Here is an 18,135-nt window from a genome sequence, read left to right on the forward strand (position 1 = left end):
CAACAGCAACCTTTTTTATACCATGAGATCTCCAAACGCGGGCGTAAGTGCCCTCCGCGCGCACACGCTTCCGGCTCAGGGAAGCAGATTACGGCACGAAGTAAACGTAGAGAAGTGCGAACAGAATGGTGCCGACGACCGCGGTGATGATGCCGCTCCAGCGTTTGCGCTTGATGTAGAAAATGAGCACGATGCCGGTGATGGAAACGAAGACCATCAGGATCGCGGTGATGTCGATGACCCACGACCAGACGAGACCGGTGTCGCGACCTTTGTGCAAGTCGTTGATGATCGCAACGAACCCTAGGGCCGTTTCGTTCATGGTGTATTCGCCCGTCTCACGATCGATGTAGGCATCGGCCGAGTAAGCCGGGCCTTTGAACATCACCGAGCATTCACGCTCGTCAACGCGAAACTCGCTGACCGCACCGCGGATGCGATGGGTCCCGCGCAAGTGCTCGACCACTTCCAACTTGGCGACTTGCAAGCTGTAGTCGATCTCTTCCCCTTCAGCCGGTTGTGTGAGCCCAGCCGGCAGCGGCTGGTTAAGCCACTCGACTTTCACGTTGCCTTTGTGCTCTGTCGTGCGCTCGGCTTCGACGCCAAACCACGTGGGATGGTTGAGCGTGACCCCCGTAACGGAGAAAAAAATGAGCGACGTGAAGCCAAGCAGCGAAACGTAGATGTGCAGCCAGCGGACCGCAGCGGCAAACTGCGTCGAAAAGGTCTTCCCCTTCGGCGAGTTTATCTTAGTGGCATCTGCTGGCTGGCTCGACAGGCGGCCGCTACTTGCCGGCAGCTTTGTCGTCAGGCTTTCGGTACTCGAAGGTGGCGGACTTAATTTCGACATTGCTCTTCAGGTTGGTCTTATCAATGGGCTTGGTGCCCAGTTCCAGGGGCTGACGAATGATCTGATAGGTGCCGTGCTCACGGGCGGCTTCAATAAACAAAGTGTACTTTCCCGGCTTGAGCGGCTTGCCGGCATCGTCCTTGCCATCGAATACGGCTTTGTACTCGCCGGGCCCGCGACTGGGCGAAGAGATTACGCCGATCAAATCGGTTTCGTCGGCTAGCTTGCGAACATTGTCCTGACGGTACCAGCGAAGCAAGTCGCGATGCCAACGAGAGCCGTTCCCCTTGGTCATCATGAACAGCAGTCCGGTGCGAACGGGGAATTCATCGGAGTCCTCGATCCACACGGCGACGTAAGGGCGACGATATTGCGCGCCAGCAGGCTTGGAGAGTTCGACGTTCACGGTCAATTCCAGCAGTTCGTCGGCTTTGCCTTCAGCCTTGGGCTCTTCTTTCTTGGGTTCTTCCTTCGCGGGCTTCTTCTCCGGTTCTGCCGCAGCTTGTACGAAGGACTGAGCCAAGCGGAACAGGCGAGGCTGTTCCAATTCGGCCCAACCGGCACTGGCAATCCGCTTGCCTTCGCGGGTGATGAGGAGGCACTCTGCGTTATTGCTTTCCACCAACGCCAGGCTTTCGCTAGGAGTGAGGACGTTGCAGATGGTAGCGAGCGCGTCGGCATCACTGGACGAAGCAGCGACGACCGTGGCACTGACGACATGATCGACAGGTTGGCCATTGCGCGGGTCGATGATGTGTGAGTACCATTTGTCGCCAATCTGCACGCCGCGGCGATAGTTACCGCTCGTCGCTACCGCCTGATTGCCAACGAAGATCGCGGTGATTGGTTCCGCATTTACGGCCTGGTGAAAAGGATCGGCAATGGCAACTCGTTCGACCACATCTCCGGTCACGCGTAAGTCGCCACCTAGATTCACAATGACGCCGTGGATGGCCGGTTGCTTGTACGTGGCAGCGCGACAGGCGGCATCGACGATCGAGCCCTTGGCGATGGCATTGAACGTAAACGGAACAGACGTGGTTCGCGTGGCCGTTTGTTCGGCAGTGTTCAGCTTCCACGGAGCAGCTTGGGCTGCTTTTATCGCGGCAGCAAGTTCCGCTTGTGGTGGCAGCTTGTTGTTCTGCGCCGCTTGTTGCCAGACCTTAGTAGCTGCTTCCACGGCCGGATTGAAAGCACCACCGCTGAGTTCAGCCCAACGATCGGAGGCTTGCATCATCGCAAGCAATTCGGCGGAGACCTTAACGGGTTGGCCACTGGTCGCTTGCCATTGGCTCAGTTCGCTCGTGGCTTCGTAGGTGCTGAAGATCTTCGCCTGGCGATCGATCTCACGCAGGATACGAGCTTCGGCAGCTTCTGCGGCCGCGTCGCTATCGGCAACGAGGCGAATCTCGAGCGAAGTGCCGAGGATGTGATCGTGATGATACACAAAAGTCTCAGCCTGATTGGGGACGCAGCTGAGGGCGAGCCAGGCCAACGCGAGGGCAGGTGCAACGACGTTAATGTTCAGCCGAACGGACATTCGGAACTCCCAGCAAGGCTTATCGGTGATTGGTTGCTAACGAGAGGAAATGAATGAATCTAGCGAGGTACACGTGGGCCACGCGGCGCTTCCGCGGGCGTTTGCTTTTTCACGTAAGCTTCGACTTCTTCTTTAGTGGCGATGCCATCGTTGTCGGCATCAATTTTCTCGATGAGCGGCAGAAATCTCGGGCCGACTTCTTCTTTGGCAATCTTGCCGTCCTTGTTCTTATCGAGCTTGAGGAGGCGAGTGAGCAATTCGCCGCTCGATTCACTCGCGTCGCCACCGCGATTGACGGGGGCCGCAATAAACGTCGATTCGGGGCTCAGGTCGAGCAGCGCGAAGTTCGCAACGCCTTCCTTCTGTTCATCAACACCGAAGAACAACAATCGCCCTTGGTACTCGAGCAATTGTTTTCCTTTTGCGGGCAAACTTCCCGGCATCGTCTCCCACTTGTTACTTGCGGGATCGTAGATTTCGACTTCGGCCACTTCCATGAAGTGGCCATCGACCTTGGCAAAGCCACCGGCCAAATACAGCTTGCCGGCGACGGCAATCAGGTTCGGGAAAACTCGCGAGATAGCAGGCGAAGCAATGTTGGCCCATTTTTCTTCCTTCAAGTCGAACACCGCTGCGTTATCGACGATGCCGTTCTTCTCGCCGAGTCCACCCACAACATAATACTTGTCGCCGATCGTCGCTCCGCCGAACGAGCGGCGAGCAACGGGAATTGCAGCGCCGGCAACCACTGCTGCCGGTTCTTCGCTGGCAGGCGTCCACTTGAGCGTGTCGGTCACCAGCCCGTTGCCGGTATTCACCTCAGCACCGCCGAAGACCCACAGCGTGCCGCTGGAAGAGGCCGTATTGAACATCGCTCGCGTGCCGGGCAAGTGCTGAACTTCTTCCGACCAGGCTTTGCTGCGCAGGCGGTACTGATAGATGGTGTTGAGCGATTGGTGCTGATCGCCAACGAAGCCTAGACCCCCGACAAGGTAGATCGATTGATCGTTGCGATTCCCATCCAGGAAGGCCGCGCCACTTTGCACGCCTTGTGGCAAGTGGTGCAGTTGCTCGACACTGCGGGCGGCGAGATCGAAGCGGAAGGCTTCGCTGCTAAACATCTCTTTCGAGAAGTTGTGTGGGCTGCGACTGTTGTTGCCACCAAAGGCATACAGCGACGAACCATTCAGCAGCAGAATCTGGCTGTGCTTGGCTTTGCCTTCGAAGGGGACCGACCACTGCGCCAGCTTTGGTTGCGGTTTACCAGTGCTGTTGATGCGGATGGTTTCGACGTTCGATAGATAACCGCCGCCGCGAGCCACGCCAGCAATCGCGACGAGCGCGTTGTCGCCGGCGGGAATCAGCCGATGAAAGCTGCGCGGGAACATTAGTCGTTCGACTGCTTGCCAGCCGCTGCCATCGCCCTTGAGCGTGTAGACAATTCCTTCCGAACCGTTGTAGTAGAGCTTGCCACCCGTGGCGAAGGCCGAGATAGCAAAGCCAGCGAGTTGATCGCCACCCGGTAGTTCGGGGCCCTTGGCCCAAGTGTTTGTTTGCGGATCATAAATGTGTACGTCGCGCGTGATGCTGTTGGTGCTTTGCATGCCACCGAGAACCCACAACTTGCCTTCATGGGAGGCAGCTGCCAGGGCCCGCGTTTGAAACGGCGGCTTGGCGATCGGCTCCCACTTGCCATCTTCTTTCGTCAGATCGAAGCTCAGGGCCTCTTCGTGCCAAGGAGCGTCCATCGAGCTGGCGCCTTGCAGGTTCCAGCCACCAACGACGTACAACTTGTCGCCGACGACAGCCGCATCAAGCGATGAGCGAGCTTCCGGCAGCGAAGCCAGTTCTTTCCAGGTGTTGCTGGCTGGATCGTATTTGGCGAAGATCGCCAGCGAGTTGAATGAGGTTTCTTCGCCGGCCTTGTTCGTAAAACTCAAGCCACCCACGCGATAGATCGAGCCTTTCCAGGCGACCAGCCCGGGGCTCTGTGAAGGCTGCAGCAGCGCCAGTTCTTCCCACTTGGCGTTCGGCTCGTTCAAATTCAAGCGGCTGAAGTGCGGCGACAGGCCATCGGTCGAATTGCCGGGCACCCGTCCCATGTGTCCGCTGAAGACGTAGATGTGATCGCCGCTCGTCGTGGCTCCAAAGCTGGAGATGGCCTCGGGCAACGCCGGGTAGGGCATTGGGTTCAGCCAGGCATCGGCCGCCATCACAGGGACGGAGACCATCGCGAGAAGCAGGCCAAGCAAGCGCGAGAGCATGAAATCTTCCTACCAGTTGAGCGAGCCACGAGGGAAGCCGCAAATTGGCAAGCACCGAATGCGCGAATCAACTGCGCGGGCACCTGCTGGTCGACCATAAGCGACTGGGGAAAGTCTGACAATCAAACCTGAGGAGAGTTTCAGGCGACTGGGGAGCTGGCAAACGCTGGCGATCAAAATGAGAGTCAGTCTCAGTAAGCGATAAGCATATCCGGACTACAATCGGTGTCAAGACGCGAGCCTGCTTTCCGACCACGAGCAGAACCGATACCAACAGGAAGACTGCATTCCTCTGTTGTGAAGCACCTTCGCCATTTCTATTGACGGCACGAAAGACCGCTGATGTACGATTTTTTCGAGTTCTGCAACGAGATGCTCTGCGTGGCCGATAGTCGCGGCTACTTCACGCGGGTGAATCCCGCCTGGACCCAAACCCTGGGCTGGTCGGCTGAAGAACTGACCAGTCGCCCCTTTATCGAATTCGTACACCCCGACGATCTCGCAGCCACGGTTCGAGAGTCGCAGTTGCTCTATAGCGGGACCTACGAAACCATCTCGTTCGAGAATCGCTACCGTTGCCGCGATGGCTCCTATCGGTGGCTGTCGTGGCGTGTCAAGTTTGCGCCCGGTGCCCAAGAATTGGTCGCCACCGCCCGCGATGTCACCGCGCAAAAGTTGCAGGCCGAGGCGCTGGAGGAAGCCAAAGAACGCTTCCGCGTCTTATCGAACCAAGCGCCCGTCGGGATTTTTCAAAACGACGCCAAGGGAGCGTGTAACTTCGTCAATGAACATTGGACCGAGTTGACCGGGCTGTCCAGTGAAGAGTCGTTGGGCAGCGGCTGGCAGCAGGCCATTCATCCAGACGACCTGCCGAGGAAAATGGCGAAATGGCTGACCTGCATTCAGCAGCAACAGGACTATCGAGATGAGTACCGACTGATTCGCAAAAATGGCGAAGTCCGCTACGTCATCACGGTCGCCCGCGCGACGAAAGACAGTCAGGGCAACATCGTCGGCTACATCGGCACGTTGCTCGACATCACCGAACGCAAAGAGGCCGAGGAGCGATTCGAAGCGTACATGAATCACAGTCCAGCCATCGCCTGGGCCAAAGACGAAGCCGGGCGGATTGTCTACATCAACAAGACCTGCGAAGAGCGGTTTCGCGTGCGTCAGGCAGATTGGCAGGGCAAAACCGATTTCGAACTTTGGCCAACGGAATTTGCCCGCGAGATTTGGGAAAACGATCAGAAGGTTTTGGCGAACGGCGTGCCGATCACCGTCTTGGAACAAACATCGCAGGGCGATCATCAGCATAATTTTTGGATGAACATCAAGTTTCTCTTCAGGGATCGCGCGAATCGAAAGTATGTCGGCGGCATTGGGATCGACATTACCGACATGAAGCAAGCGACCAACGATCTGAAGAACAAACAGAACTTGCTCCGCAATCTGATCGAAGTTCAAGAGCAAGAGAAGCAGTTTCTCTGCCACGAGTTTCACGATGGACTCATTCAGTACGTGTTCGGTGCGGTGATGCTGCTCGAAACTTGCCTCCGCAATCCTTTGGCGGCAGATAGCGGCGCTAATATTCAAACGGCCATCGATAGCTTGCGGCGAGGCATCGAAGACGGCCGGCGCGCCATTCGTGGAATTCGTCCTGCCGTGCTGGATGACTTCGGACTCGGGGCCGCTATTGACGATCTGGTCGATCAGTATTCCACCTCAGGTATTCTTGTCAGCAGCCAATGCGACCCAGAGGTGGGACGCCTCTCCAATACGATTCAAACGACCGTCTATCGTGTCGTGCAAGAGGCGCTCAACAACGCCAAGAAGTACAGCGGCACCGATGTGGTTCGCATCAAGGTGAAGATGGTGAACGGCGAGTTGCATTTTGAGGTGCGCGATTTTGGCACTGGTTTTGATGTCGAGGCCGCACGCAAGCGAGGCTTCGGGCTGCTCGGAATGACGGAACGCGTTCGCTTGCTGGATGGCGAGTGTCTGATTCAGAGCGATCCCGACGAAGGCACCTGCATCTCGGTCCGCTTGCCGATTCCGACCGTCCGCGAAGAAACTTGAGTCGCGCGCGGGTCACTTGAGCAGTGTCGTTGGGGAGACTCTATACTATCGGTCCCCCCTCGCTGGCTCTCACCTGTTTAAGGCGGCACACGCATGGCTCGCAACACTTTGGTTCGCGGTTTGTCTGGCCTGCAAAGGCGCGATTGGCTCACGATTTCTGGCGTTGCAGCGGGGTCGATTCTCTGCAATGCCTGGCCCGGGCAATCGCTTCACGCTCAACCTGCGCCGCAGGAGCCTCAGCCGCTCAATCGCTTTCCCCGTATGGTGCAGGAATACTTTGTCGAACTCGTGCGGGCGGCGGAGCGGAAGACCGATGCGGTCAAGCAGTTGCTCAAGACCAAGGAAGATGCCGAAGCCTATGTGAAAACGGTGCGCGGCAAGATCCAACAAGCATTCGGTCCTTGGCCCGAGAAGACTCCGCTGAATGCGAAGGTGACCAGCAAAGTCGAGCGTGACGGCTATCGCATTGAAAACGTGATCTTCGAGAGCCGGCCGAATTTCTTCGTCACGGGCAATCTCTACGTTCCCAACAATCGCAAGTATCCGTTGCCGGGCGTCGTCGGTTCGTGCGGTCACTCGGCGACCGGGAAGGCCATCGATGCCTACCAGAGCTTTGCTCAAGGTCTCGCACGGCAAGGCTATTTGGTGCTGCTGTTTGATCCGATTGGCCAGGGCGAGCGGTTGCAGTATGTCGACGAGAACCTGAAGCCGCGCCGCGGCATCGGCGTGAGCGAGCACTTGTATGCGGGGAACCAGCAATTCCTGGTCGGCGAAAGTTTTAGCGCCTGGCGAGCTTGGGATGGCATTCGCGCCCTCGACTATCTGCTCTCGCGGGAAGAAGTCGACCCCAAGAATGTGGGCATCACGGGTAACTCGGGTGGTGGCACGATGACTACTTGGCTCTGCGGCGTCGAAGATCGCTGGACGATGGCTGCCCCCAGTTGCTTCGTCACCACCTTTCGCCGCAATCTCGAAAACGAGTTGCCAGCCGATACCGAGCAATGCCCGCCGCGCGTGATTGCGATGGGCCTCGATCACGACGATTTTCTCGCTGCGATGGCACCGAAGCCCGTGGTGATTCTCGCCAAGGAGCGAGATTACTTCGACGTTCGCGGAGCGACGCTGGCCTACGAACGCTTGAAGCGACTCTACACGCTGCTGGGCAAGCCCGATAACATTTCGCTGTTCGTTGGTCCGACCGAGCACGGCTACTCGATCGAGAATCGCGAGGCCATGTATCGCTGGTTCAACCGAGCGACCGGTGTGAGCGATGCGCAGGAAGAACCCAAGCTGACGATCGAAAAGGACGATACCCTTCGCTGCACACCGCACGGGCAAGTCGCCGGCATTCGTTCCCGCAGCGTGCATCAATTCACGCAAGACAAAGCTGTGGAGCTAGCTAAACAGATCAAGACGCGCGAACCGGCCTCACTCGCCAGCATGGTGACGGAAACGCTCAAGCTGCCGAAGCGTAACGGCCCGCCCGACTATCGCATTCTGCGTCCCGTGACCAAGCGCGAGTATCCGCTGGCTGCATCCACTTCATACGCCGTGGAAACCGAGCCCGGCATCTTCGCCCTGGTCACCAAACTCAGCAAGCAAGCCCATTACTCGCGCCCGCCAAAAGGTAAAGGCCCCGCCATACTCTACATCTCGCATCACTCGGCTGACGCGGAACTGCGCGACGAACCGCTCGTGCAAGAACTGATCAAAGCGGAGCCTGAAATTCCCTTCTTTGCCTGCGATGTGCGGGGGATCGGCGAATCGCGTCCCAACACGGCTGGCGTCGATCAATTCCTCAAGCCCTACGGCAGCGACTACTTTTACAGCGTCTACTCCTTTATGCTCGATCGGCCCTATGTCGGCCAAAAGACACACGACGTTCTCTCGGTCCTCGACTGGCTCGCCGACAACGGCTACACCGAAGTCCGTCTCGCCGGCTTCGGCTGGGGCAGTATCCCAGCCGCCTTCGCCGCGTTCCTTTCGCCGTACGTCAAGCAAGTGACACTCAAGCAGAACCTCACTTCCTACGAAGCTATCGCGCTGAGCGAAGGCTACGACTGGCCTGTCAGTTGCTTCATCCCCGGCGTGCTCGGCAAGTTCGACTTGCCACAAATTTACGCCGCGCTCGAAGCCAAGAAACTGAAGCAGATCGAACCTCGCGGGGGAGTGGCGACCAAGGTGGGTTACCCCGCGTATCCCACCGCGAGTCCTGGATTTCCAGCCACGCGGCTATGATTGGTTCCGCCTTTAGCCAGGGCGAAAGTGAGCACCATTCCCATTTTTGACCGTTACAATCTTTCGGATGACGCACCCCTCTGCCGAAAAGCATCTCTACGACCCTCGTTCGGGCGCTGCGGCGATCAGCATGCTAGGGGTGGCTGTACCGGCGCGTGGATGGGAGCCACCGCGTACGAATTGCTTTTCGGTCTATTGGATCGAGAGTGGCAGTGGTGACTTTTGGGCCGATGCCGCGAGGCATTCGTTCGCGGCGAATTCCCTGCTGTTCTTTGTGCCGTATCAGTACATTCGTTTTGTGCCGGCGGAGGAGACTCGCGGCGTGGTGATTCAGTTCCACGCCAACTTTCTGTGCGTCGAAACCTTTCATGCTGAATCGGGCTGTGCGGGCTCGCTCTTCAGCGACTTGTATCATCCGCCGGTGATCGGGCTCCCTGCGAAAGACCGCCGCGAAGTGACCAGCATCATCAAGCGGATGCAGCAAGAACAGCAGGATCGCGACCTCGCCTACGAAGAGATGCTGCTCGCGCAGTTGAAGGTGCTGCTGATCCTGGCGACTCGCTTGAAAGCGCAACAGACCGATGCTTGCTGGTCAGCGTCGCGCGTGCGGCATCCGGTCCTCGGACAGTTAAAGGAATTAATTGACCAGCACTACGCCACGCTGCACGCGCCGGCCGACTACGCCAAGTTGCTGCACATGACGCCGAAGACGCTTGGACGTATTGTGCGCGAGCAACTGGGCAAGTCGCTCACCGATTTGATTCGCGAGCGGATTCTCACGCACGCCAAGTGGCAAATCCTGCATACGCTCAAGTCGGTAAAGGAAGTGGCTCGCGAAGTTGGCTTCAGCGACGAGTTGTACTTCAGCCGCATGTTCAAGAAGGCGACGGGCTATTCGCCGACGTTTTTCCGCGAGTTTGAAACGGAAATTCGCGGCGGGAGCAATCTGTCCATCCTTTCGGTCCCTGCGCCCATTCTGAAAAAACGGTCTGCCTCCGATACTTACAGCAGTTAAGTACCGCGGCCGACTTCTTCGGTCGCGATTAATCGCGAACCGGAGAAGAGCCATGAACGTGCGACGAGTTTTCGAATGGGCAGCGAGTCTGGATCGAGCGGGCATCGCCGCTACGCGTATCGGACTCATCATCGTGCTCGTTTGGATCGGCGGGCTGAAGATCGCCCGTTATGAAGCCGACGGCATTGTCCCGTTTGTGGCCAATAGTCCCTTCATGAGCTTTTTCTATGCTCATCCAGATGAGTACAAACAGCACAAGAACCCGGAAGGTGCGCTCGTGCCAGCGAATCGGGCCTGGCACGAAGCGAACCGCACCTATCCGTTCGCGCTTGGACTTGGGGCGGTCATCGTGCTGTACGGTTTGATGATGGCAAGTCACCCGTGGCTGCCGCAGGTCGCAGCGGTCGGCAGCTTTCTGGTGTTTGTGATGTCGTTTGTCACGCTTTCATTTTTGATCACTACGCCTGAGTGTTGGGTGCCGAATCTCGGCGACTCGACAGACGGTTTTCCGTACCTTAGCGGGGCAGGACGGCTGGTCATCAAGGACGCCATCATGATGGGCGCGGCCTTGGTAACTATGGCTGACTCCGCGCGAGTTTATTTGCAGCGACAGCAAACTCAGCCGCACGTGGCGACGCAAGCAGCAGTCCGCGCCGCGTGATGGTAGCAGAGCTAGCGGTCGGCAAATCGTCATTTTCGGTAAAAACCGCCTAGTCGGCAAACTTTCATTGCCCAGCGGAAGTTCGAGCGGCCGAAAATCTCAAATGGGAAACTCTGCGGCGGCAGAGCCTTGGGATTTTCGTTGCTAGCCGTGAGCATTGTCGATCGCATGAAGCTGCGCAGCCCTCTCTTAATTCGAGTCTTCGCCGCCGGCCTGGCTTTGGTCATTGGGTGCTGGTCGCGCACGTTACGAGTTCGCATTGCCAGCGCCGATGGTCGCCAGCATCCGGTCGATCCCGTGCATGGACAATACTTCTATGCTTTCTGGCATGAAGGTCTGCTCGGTCCGCTGACGACGGCCTGCCGCATCAAGATGCTCATCAGTCAGCATGCCGATGGCGAGCTAATTGCTCAGGCCTGCGAATGGCTCGGCGTGGGCGTCATTCGCGGATCGACGAGTCGTGGTGGCTGCGAGGCCATTCAAAGTCTGATCAACGAGAGCCAATCGCAGACGCATTTGGGCATCACGCCCGATGGTCCGCGCGGACCTCGCCGCAAATTGCAAATGGGCATGATCTGGGTGGCCTCGGTCACGGGCCTGCCGATCGTGCTGCTTGGTATCGGCTTCTCCCACGCTTGGCGGCTGCGCAGTTGGGATCGCTTCGCGGTTCCCAAGCCAGGCAGCACGGTCTGCGGTGTCTTGAGCGAACCAATCCTGATTCCACCCGATCTCGACCGCGCAGGCCTCGAACGTTGGCGATTGTTCACGGAAAGCAAGTTGCTCGAAATGACCAATCAAGCGGAAGCGTGGGCCGAGCGAATCGCCGATCAAGGGTCCGCTGCTGCGCCGCCGACCTTTGCCCAACCAACCACCGAATACCTGCTGCAAAAATCAGCCTAAGAATCGCCTTCGAAACCAACCTAACCAAGAGGTGACGTGATGGATCGCGCAACACTCCGGGCCACACTGCTAGATCTGATGCAACAGGAAACTTGGGAGTCGTTCGAAAACGTCAGCGACGACGTCAACCTGCGGACTGGCCTCAAGCTCGACTCGGTCGATCTGCTGAGCATGGCCTTGCATGCCGAACGAAAACTCGGCATCGCCATTCAGTCGCAAGACTTCGCCAACGTCAATACGCTCGGCGACTTGCTCGACATGCTTACTGCCAAGCTGGCCACCAAGCAACACAGTCGCGCTGCCTAGCACTTGGTGGCAGGTGCTGCCCCACGATCTCATCTCAAGTACGGCAGGAGTGCTATGACGATTCCTCACTCGCGCGGCGACGCGTCCTCCAAACGCTGCCTCGTCCATCTTGGTGGCTGGGGTTACGCCCGCTTTAGCTTGGCTGAGATCACCGGCCTGCGCCGCAAAATACCTGCGTGGGCGGTGACCGGCACACCAGGGCACTTCTTCAAGTATGCCGATGAGCAGACGATTCTCGCGGTGCAAGCGCTCGATCATTTGCTCGAACGTCAGGGCGATGACTTGGGCGATCGAAGTCGCTTTGCGGTGATTGCCGCTCCGCAGTTTTTGGGACGCATCTCGAGCGTGAACACGTTCAGCCGCTTCCAACGCAGTGGCGCTCCCAGCGTTTCGCCGCACATCATTCCTCAACACTCACTGCACAGTGTGTCGGGCGCGATTAGTGTGCTGCTGGGATGTCGCGGGCCGAATGTCGGCGTCGGTGGCGGTCCTGGAGCGCTCGACAATGCCCTGCTCAGTGCTACAACTCTCTTCGCCGGCAGCGAGACCACCTCAGCCTGGCTGGTGTGTACGGGCTGGGATCCAGAGCCCCAATTCGATCGCGAAGGTAACTGCCTGAACGAACCGATTTGTCAGGCCTTCGCGCTGGCTGTTTCCGCTCAGCCGATGCCGAAGCAACTTGGCGCACTGCAACTCCACTTGCCGGATCGAGGCAAAGCTTCGGTCGCGGCAACGTCGTCCGCGTTAACGGTTGCCCAAATCGTGGCCGAGTTGCAGGCAGTCGAAAGTCGCCAAGCTCCTGCCTCGATTGGTTGGCAAACCAACTGGGGAGCCACCGTCGAGTTGAAGATTGTGCCTCACGTGATTGCTCGCCTGCAAGCCGCTTGAACCAACGGAGACATTGTCATGACAGAACCTCGCGTTTGGATCACGGGAACCGGCGTTGCGTCGTCCCTTGGCTCTGACTTCGCCACCTTCAGCAGCAACCTGCTCGCGGGTCAATCGGCCGCGCAAGTGGTTGTTGATCAAAATGCAGACGGAGAATTTCGTTCGCCCGGCTGCCTCTGTCCGCTGCCTCCAGTACCGCGAGGTTGGACCGATGCCGACTTTCGCCGGCTGCCACGAGTACAGCAGTTTGCCCTGTGGAGCTGCTCGTCGGCGCTCGCCGATGCAGGCTGGGATCCCGCAAAAGATGACGTGCGCATCGGGCTGGTGCTCGGTGTTGGTGGCGAATGGCTGCACCATTGGGAAATGAATCTCGACGTCAGCGGCAATGATCTTTACGCTGCTCACGAAACCGAAAGCCTGCTCAGCTTGACTCAGCAAAGGCTGCATCTGAACGGGCCGAGCACGACGATTGCCGCTGCCTGCGCGAGTGGCAACTATTCGATCGCACTGGCGCGTAGTTGGATTCAACAAGGTCTGGTCGACGTCTGTGTCGCCGCGGGCGTCGAAGCGGTAACACCCATTTGTCGCGCCGCGTTTCATAACTTGCGGGCCATGTCGCGCCGCGTCGACGATGTCGCACGAGCCTCGCGTCCGTTCGACCGCGAGCGCGATGGCTTTGTTATGGGCGAAGGGGCCGTGGCGATGGTGCTGGAGGCCGATCATTTGGCCTGCTGCCGCGATTCGAAGCCGCTGGCCGAAGTGGCCGGCTTTGGCAGTGCCAGCGACGCCTTTCACATGATCATTCCCAGCAGTGATCCCGAGCCGGCATCACAGGCGATTCAAGCGGCGCTAAAAAACGCCCGCGTGGAACCGGCCGACGTGAGTTACATCAATGCGCATGCACCGGGCACTCCGGTCGGTGACGAAGCCGAAGCCAAAGCGTTGCAGCGGGTCTTTGGCTCGCATCTGCCGACCACGCCCATCAGTTCGACTAAAAGTATTACCGGTCACTTGCTCAGCGCTGCGGCCTCCATAGAAGCGCTTGCCGGCATCACGGCCCTTCAGCAACAGGTGCTGCCACCGACCATCAATCTCGACGATCCTGAACACGACCTTTGTCACGTCCGCCATCACGCTCAACAAGCCAAGGTTCGCGTCGTTCTCTCGAACTCCTTCGGCTTCGGCGGCAGCAACACGAGCCTCGTGCTGCGGCAAGTAGCATAGCGCTTCGCTGACGCTTCCGGTTCAGGTCATCTATCCCGCTGCTTCGCTAATGGCCCGCAGTAGTGGCCAGGTGTAGAGGCCCGTGTTGTGGCCATCGCTCCATTGAATGCGAATGGCGTATGCGCCGACGGCTTGCAGTTCCTGCGCGATGACGAGCGGGTCAATATCGGTGATGTCAATCAGTCGCTGGCCGGTCACTTCGTCGACGCAGCGCGCACAACTGCAAGCCACGCGCACTTGCGGATACTTCACTGCGGCTTCGAGCCCATCGTGCCAGGCAATGCGCAGAACTCCCGCTGGGTGATCGCGGCGAATACTTAACGGAGGAGTAGCTGCAGCTTCGTCGGTCATGTCGCTTCAGTGGCGTCGGGAATGGTCAGGCAAGGTCGCTGGCGGTATTATAAGCGAGCGACCACGATCTATGTTTCTCGGGCGGAGTAAGCCAATGCGTCACTGGATTTCCTCTCTCACCCTGGTAATTTTCAGCGGAGCCGGTTGCCTCACTTTGAATCTGGCTGCCGCCGCTGAGCCACTCCCCATTGTCTACAGCGAAGACTTCGAAAAGGGTGCCGACAACTGGCAGCCCATGGATCCCGATCAATGGAAGATCAAAAAGACCGACAAAGGGCAGGTCTATAGCCAGCACGAGAAGAAGTCTAAGTACAAACCGCCGCATCGCAGCCCCACGAACATCGCGATTTTGAAGGATGTGACGGTCGGCGATTTTGAACTGAAGACCAAAGTGCAAAGCACGCACACCGACTACGGGCACCGCGATGCCTGCCTGGTCTTCGGCTATCAAGACCCGAGCCACTTCTATTACGTGCACCTGGGTAAGCAGGGGGACGATCATGCCAACCAGATCTTCATCGTTAACGATGCCGCCCGGACGAAGATTTCGCTTACCACCACGCCCGGCACCAATTGGCAAGAACGCTGGCACGATGTGAAAATCGTGCGCAAGGTTGCCGACGGCACCATCGAGATCTATTTCGACGATCTGGAGAAGCCTGTAATGACCGCCAAAGACAAGACCTTTGCCTGGGGCCAGATCGGCGTCGGCACGTTCGATGACACGGCCGACTACGATAATCTCGAACTGCGCGGCGTGAAGGCCGACAAGACAACTGCTGAAAAGAAGTAACGCCTGCTTGTGGCAGTGAACGTAATTCCCGAGTGCTGAACCGAAAGACAGAGAAGAACCGTTTCCCGTGAATGCAGTGCTCGGCTCTTGGTGGATGATCCTGCGAATCTCGCTGCAGGAACGCTTGGTTTATCGCGGCGATTTTGCGCTCGGTACGCTGATGCGGTTCTTGCCGATCGTAACGCAGGTCTTTCTGTGGTATGCCATCTTCAAAACGATGAGTGGTGGCACCATCGCGGGCTACAGCTACGAAGAGTTCGTGGCCTATTACCTGCTGACGATGGTGGCCCGCGCGTTTTCGAGCATGCCGGGATTGTCCTCACAGATTGCCGGGCAGATTCGCTCGGGCGAGATCAAGAAATTTCTAATCCAGCCGATCGACCCCATCGGGTTCTTGCTGCTGAGTCGGATCGCGCACAAGTTAGCCTTCTACTCCGTCGCGGCAGGTCCGTTCGCACTGGTGTTCTTCTTGTGTCGCAGCTACTTTCCGGGCTGGCCCGATCTGACAACCTTGGCCGCCTTCGTCCTGTCGCTCGGCTTCGCTTTTCTGCTGGGCTACTTTCTGGAAGCCTGCTTGGGACTAATTGGCTTCTGGATGCTGGAAGTCAGTTCGATGCTGTTTGTCTACATGCTTTTCAGCTTCTTTCTTTCGGGGCACATGTTCCCGATTGATATGCTCAGCGAACCCTGGCAAAGCATCGTGCGATTTCTGCCACTGCAGTACCTGGCTTATTTTCCTGCTGCGGTTCTGCTCAAGAAAATCACGGGCTGGGAATTGGTCTGGGGTTTGGTGATTGAAGTCGGGTGGATCGTTTTCTTTATCGTGCTGGCGCGAGTCATGTGGGCCCGTGGTGTGCGTCGCTATAGCTCGTACGGAGGTTAACCATGGAATCGAAATTGCCGTTGCCGGCGACGATCGGTCCGGTTCATCCGTCGTACCCGAAAGTCTTTCTTGAGTTTGCCCGCAATAGCTTGATTCGGGCGATGATGTTCCGCGCGAACTTCATCATCGAGTGCATCACGTCGGTGACGTGGATGGCGATGAACCTGGGTTTTTACCTGCTCATCTTTCGCTATACGCAGCAGATCGCCGGCTGGAATCAGCACGAGTTCTTTGCGTTCCTGGCAACGACGATGATCGTCAACAGCCTGGTGCAATCGTTCTTCATGCCCAACTGCGAAGAGTTGAGCGAGTTAATCCGCACCGGCGGACTTGATTTCGCGTTGCTCAAACCGATCGATACGCAGTTTCTGATTTCGCTGCGCAAGGTCGAGTGGGCGGGCCTTTCGAACTTTTTCGCGGGCGTGATCTTGCTGACCGTGAGTGTGTGGAATCTGTCGCACCTGGACGAATCGCCGCTGCAGTTCCAGTGGTTCTGGTTGCTTGCTTACACCTACTTTGTTGCCTGCGGAGTGGCCATCATGTACAGCGTGATGATCAGCCTGGCGGCGACGAGCATTTGGCTGGGGCAGAATCGTTCGCTGTACGACTTCTGGTTTTACATCACCAATTTTTCGCGCTACCCCATGGAGATCTACGATGGCATGTGGGGTACGCCGCTGCGCTGGGCGTTTACGTTTGCGCTGCCGATCTTGCTGGTGGTGAACGTCCCCGCGCGGATCATTGCCTGGCCGGTGGCCGCTGATTGGACCAGCACGTGGCAACTGGCCGTCTATTGCCAGTTTGCGACGATCGCCAGCCTGGTCCTGTCGCGTTGGCTCTTTCAGCGATCGTTAATTGGTTACCGCAGCGCCAGCAGTTGATGGTTTCTTCGCTTCAAAATAGTGCTTCCAAGCCAACCAACGCTTTTCGTAGGCATGCCAGCTGATCCAGGCGAGGCCGCAGGTCAGCAGCGACATGACCAGCATGAAGTAGAGGCGGCCACCGAGGGCGGTGCCGGTCCACTGCTGCAGAATCGCCGCCGTGAAGAAGCCTTGCACGCCTAACAGCAGCAAATTCTGGTAGACGTACATGCCGTAGCTGTACTTGCCAAACCAGAGCAGCATTTTCGATTTACCCAGGATCGAGAGCGCGCCTTGCTTCGTCGAGGCCACCGCCAGCGGAATGAACGCGGCGAAGAACAAGGCAAAGAGCGTCGTCGGTGCCGTGACAACTCGCATGCGGAAGCAGACGAGGGGCAGCAGCATCAGGCCGGTGACGAGCAGAGTGGCCTTGGCCCAGGGCAGTAGCGCACCGAAACCGTCGGGGCCACGCGCAACGAGCGCCACAAAGGCACCGGCACACAAGGCATCGAGCCGAAACAGCGTGAAGACTTCGGCGGCGACGTTGTTGCCGCCGAGCAGCAACCAGGCGATGCGGGCACCGGCAGAAGCCAGAAAGACACCGATACAAACGCGCATCGCGGTCGTACGCGAGCAGGCGAAAATCACGAGCGGCCAGATCAGGTAAAAGTGCTCTTCGACACAAAGCGACCAGAAGTGATTGAGGGCGCCATACTGCCATTCGCCGCGATAACTCATCAGGCAGTTGCTGCCATAAACCCACAGCGAATCCACGTCGGTCGGCGACACTCGCAGCCAACTGGTCGTGATGCCAATCAGCGGTAGCCCGACAAGCACAATCAGCAGCGTCGTGTAGTACAGCGGAAAGATCCGCAGCGTGCGGCGCGCGTAAAAGTTGCGGAAGTAACCATCTTGTCCCTTGGCATCGAACAGGATGCCCGTAATCAAAAAGCCCGACAACACAAAAAACAGATCGACGCCGCGGTTGCCTAGATCAATGAGTGGCAAGACCCAGCCCGGCGTTCCTTCGTCGTGCGGCCCGGCAAAGCGATAGGCCGTCACCAGCAAAATCGCCAGCCCGCGAATGCCGTCCAGAGCCGGAATGTGCCCGCGCGGCAGGGCCATGGGCTGCGGAGCAGCAGCGGTAGATAGCGAACGGCCAAAGGTTGGTAGCCAAAGACCCATGTTGAAGTTCTCACTGGCAAGCGAGCGAAGTCGTGCAGGTTTTCCAGACTTGGAAACTTACGACATGGGGCCGCGTCTGATTTCACTGCGGTCCAAAG

16 protein-coding genes are annotated in these 18,135 nt (G+C 58.0%); 11 read left to right on the plus strand and 5 right to left on the minus strand.

The annotated features are described in order from the left end of the window. Positions 1 to 88: 88 nt before the first annotated feature. From NA78x_RS13445 to NA78x_RS13455, 3 genes are read right to left on the minus strand one after another with little or no spacing between them, the layout of a single operon-like run. On the minus strand, positions 89 to 850 hold the full coding sequence (locus tag NA78x_RS13445; RefSeq protein ID WP_425618965.1) for a PepSY-associated TM helix domain-containing protein: 762 nt from the start codon (positions 848 to 850) through the stop codon (positions 89 to 91). After that, the gene (locus NA78x_RS13450; protein ID WP_425618966.1) at positions 786 to 2,390 is read right to left on the minus strand and encodes a DUF2271 domain-containing protein; all 1,605 of its coding nucleotides are present in this window, start codon (positions 2,388 to 2,390) and stop codon (positions 786 to 788) included. Before NA78x_RS13450 ends, NA78x_RS13445 begins: the two co-directional genes overlap by 65 nt. A gap of 59 nt (positions 2,391 to 2,449) precedes the next feature. Next, positions 2,450 to 4,654: a Kelch repeat-containing protein gene (locus NA78x_RS13455; RefSeq protein ID WP_425618967.1), complete on the minus strand. Its 2,205-nt coding sequence runs from the start codon at positions 4,652 to 4,654 to the stop codon at positions 2,450 to 2,452. A gap of 342 nt (positions 4,655 to 4,996) precedes the next feature. Here NA78x_RS13455 and NA78x_RS13460 point away from each other — a divergent pair, with 342 nt between their 5' ends. The 8 genes from NA78x_RS13460 to NA78x_RS13495 all read left to right on the plus strand — a co-directional run bounded on the left by NA78x_RS13460 (position 4,997) and on the right by NA78x_RS13495 (position 13,965). Then, on the plus strand, positions 4,997 to 6,733 hold the full coding sequence (locus NA78x_RS13460; RefSeq protein WP_425618968.1) for a PAS domain S-box protein: 1,737 nt from the start codon (positions 4,997 to 4,999) through the stop codon (positions 6,731 to 6,733). Between the two features lie 93 nt (positions 6,734 to 6,826). After that, the gene (locus tag NA78x_RS13465) at positions 6,827 to 8,971 is read left to right on the plus strand and encodes an alpha/beta hydrolase family protein (RefSeq protein WP_425618969.1); all 2,145 of its coding nucleotides are present in this window, start codon (positions 6,827 to 6,829) and stop codon (positions 8,969 to 8,971) included. 67 nt (positions 8,972 to 9,038) lie between these two features. Then, complete coding sequence (locus NA78x_RS13470) at positions 9,039 to 9,986, plus strand: helix-turn-helix domain-containing protein (protein ID WP_425618970.1); 948 nt, start codon at positions 9,039 to 9,041, stop codon at positions 9,984 to 9,986. 52 nt (positions 9,987 to 10,038) lie between these two features. Further along, positions 10,039 to 10,647 carry a DUF417 family protein gene (locus NA78x_RS13475; protein WP_425618971.1) on the plus strand — a complete coding sequence of 203 codons (609 nt, stop codon included), beginning with the start codon at positions 10,039 to 10,041 and terminating at the stop codon, positions 10,645 to 10,647. A 168-nt stretch (positions 10,648 to 10,815) separates the two neighbouring features. Further along, the gene (locus NA78x_RS13480) at positions 10,816 to 11,547 is read left to right on the plus strand and encodes a lysophospholipid acyltransferase family protein (protein WP_425618972.1); all 732 of its coding nucleotides are present in this window, start codon (positions 10,816 to 10,818) and stop codon (positions 11,545 to 11,547) included. 39 nt (positions 11,548 to 11,586) lie between these two features. After that, positions 11,587 to 11,853, plus strand: a complete 267-nt coding sequence (locus NA78x_RS13485; protein WP_425618973.1) for an acyl carrier protein — start codon at positions 11,587 to 11,589, stop codon at positions 11,851 to 11,853. Positions 11,854 to 11,907: 54 nt separating this feature from the next. Beyond that, positions 11,908 to 12,741, plus strand: a complete 834-nt coding sequence (locus tag NA78x_RS13490; protein WP_425618974.1) for a hypothetical protein — start codon at positions 11,908 to 11,910, stop codon at positions 12,739 to 12,741. A gap of 18 nt (positions 12,742 to 12,759) precedes the next feature. Then, positions 12,760 to 13,965 (plus strand): beta-ketoacyl-[acyl-carrier-protein] synthase family protein, encoded by a 1,206-nt coding sequence (locus tag NA78x_RS13495; RefSeq protein WP_425618975.1) that lies wholly within the window; start codon positions 12,760 to 12,762, stop codon positions 13,963 to 13,965. A gap of 30 nt (positions 13,966 to 13,995) precedes the next feature. On the opposite strand, the gene NA78x_RS13500 is transcribed toward NA78x_RS13495, so the two are convergent. Continuing rightward, on the minus strand, positions 13,996 to 14,316 hold the full coding sequence (locus NA78x_RS13500) for a DUF971 domain-containing protein (RefSeq protein ID WP_425618976.1): 321 nt from the start codon (positions 14,314 to 14,316) through the stop codon (positions 13,996 to 13,998). 94 nt (positions 14,317 to 14,410) lie between these two features. Between NA78x_RS13500 and NA78x_RS13505 the strand changes: the two genes are divergently transcribed. From NA78x_RS13505 to NA78x_RS13515, 3 genes are all read left to right on the plus strand, one after another. Beyond that, positions 14,411 to 15,109 (plus strand): hypothetical protein, encoded by a 699-nt coding sequence (locus NA78x_RS13505; RefSeq protein ID WP_425618977.1) that lies wholly within the window; start codon positions 14,411 to 14,413, stop codon positions 15,107 to 15,109. Positions 15,110 to 15,203: 94 nt separating this feature from the next. Next, positions 15,204 to 15,992, plus strand: a complete 789-nt coding sequence (locus NA78x_RS13510) for an ABC transporter permease (RefSeq protein WP_425619448.1) — start codon at positions 15,204 to 15,206, stop codon at positions 15,990 to 15,992. 2 nt (positions 15,993 to 15,994) lie between these two features. After that, a complete protein-coding gene (locus NA78x_RS13515) occupies positions 15,995 to 16,873 on the plus strand; it encodes an ABC transporter permease (protein WP_425618978.1) in 879 nt (292 codons plus the stop codon). On the opposite strand, the gene NA78x_RS13520 is transcribed toward NA78x_RS13515, so the two are convergent. Beyond that, on the minus strand, positions 16,844 to 18,037 hold the full coding sequence (locus tag NA78x_RS13520) for an acyltransferase family protein (RefSeq protein ID WP_425618979.1): 1,194 nt from the start codon (positions 18,035 to 18,037) through the stop codon (positions 16,844 to 16,846). The genes NA78x_RS13515 and NA78x_RS13520 overlap by 30 nt on opposite strands. Between the last annotated feature and the right edge of the window lie 98 nt (positions 18,038 to 18,135).

The organism is Anatilimnocola aquadivae (assembly GCF_049819085.1).
GTDB lineage: Bacteria > Planctomycetota > Planctomycetia > Pirellulales > Pirellulaceae > Anatilimnocola.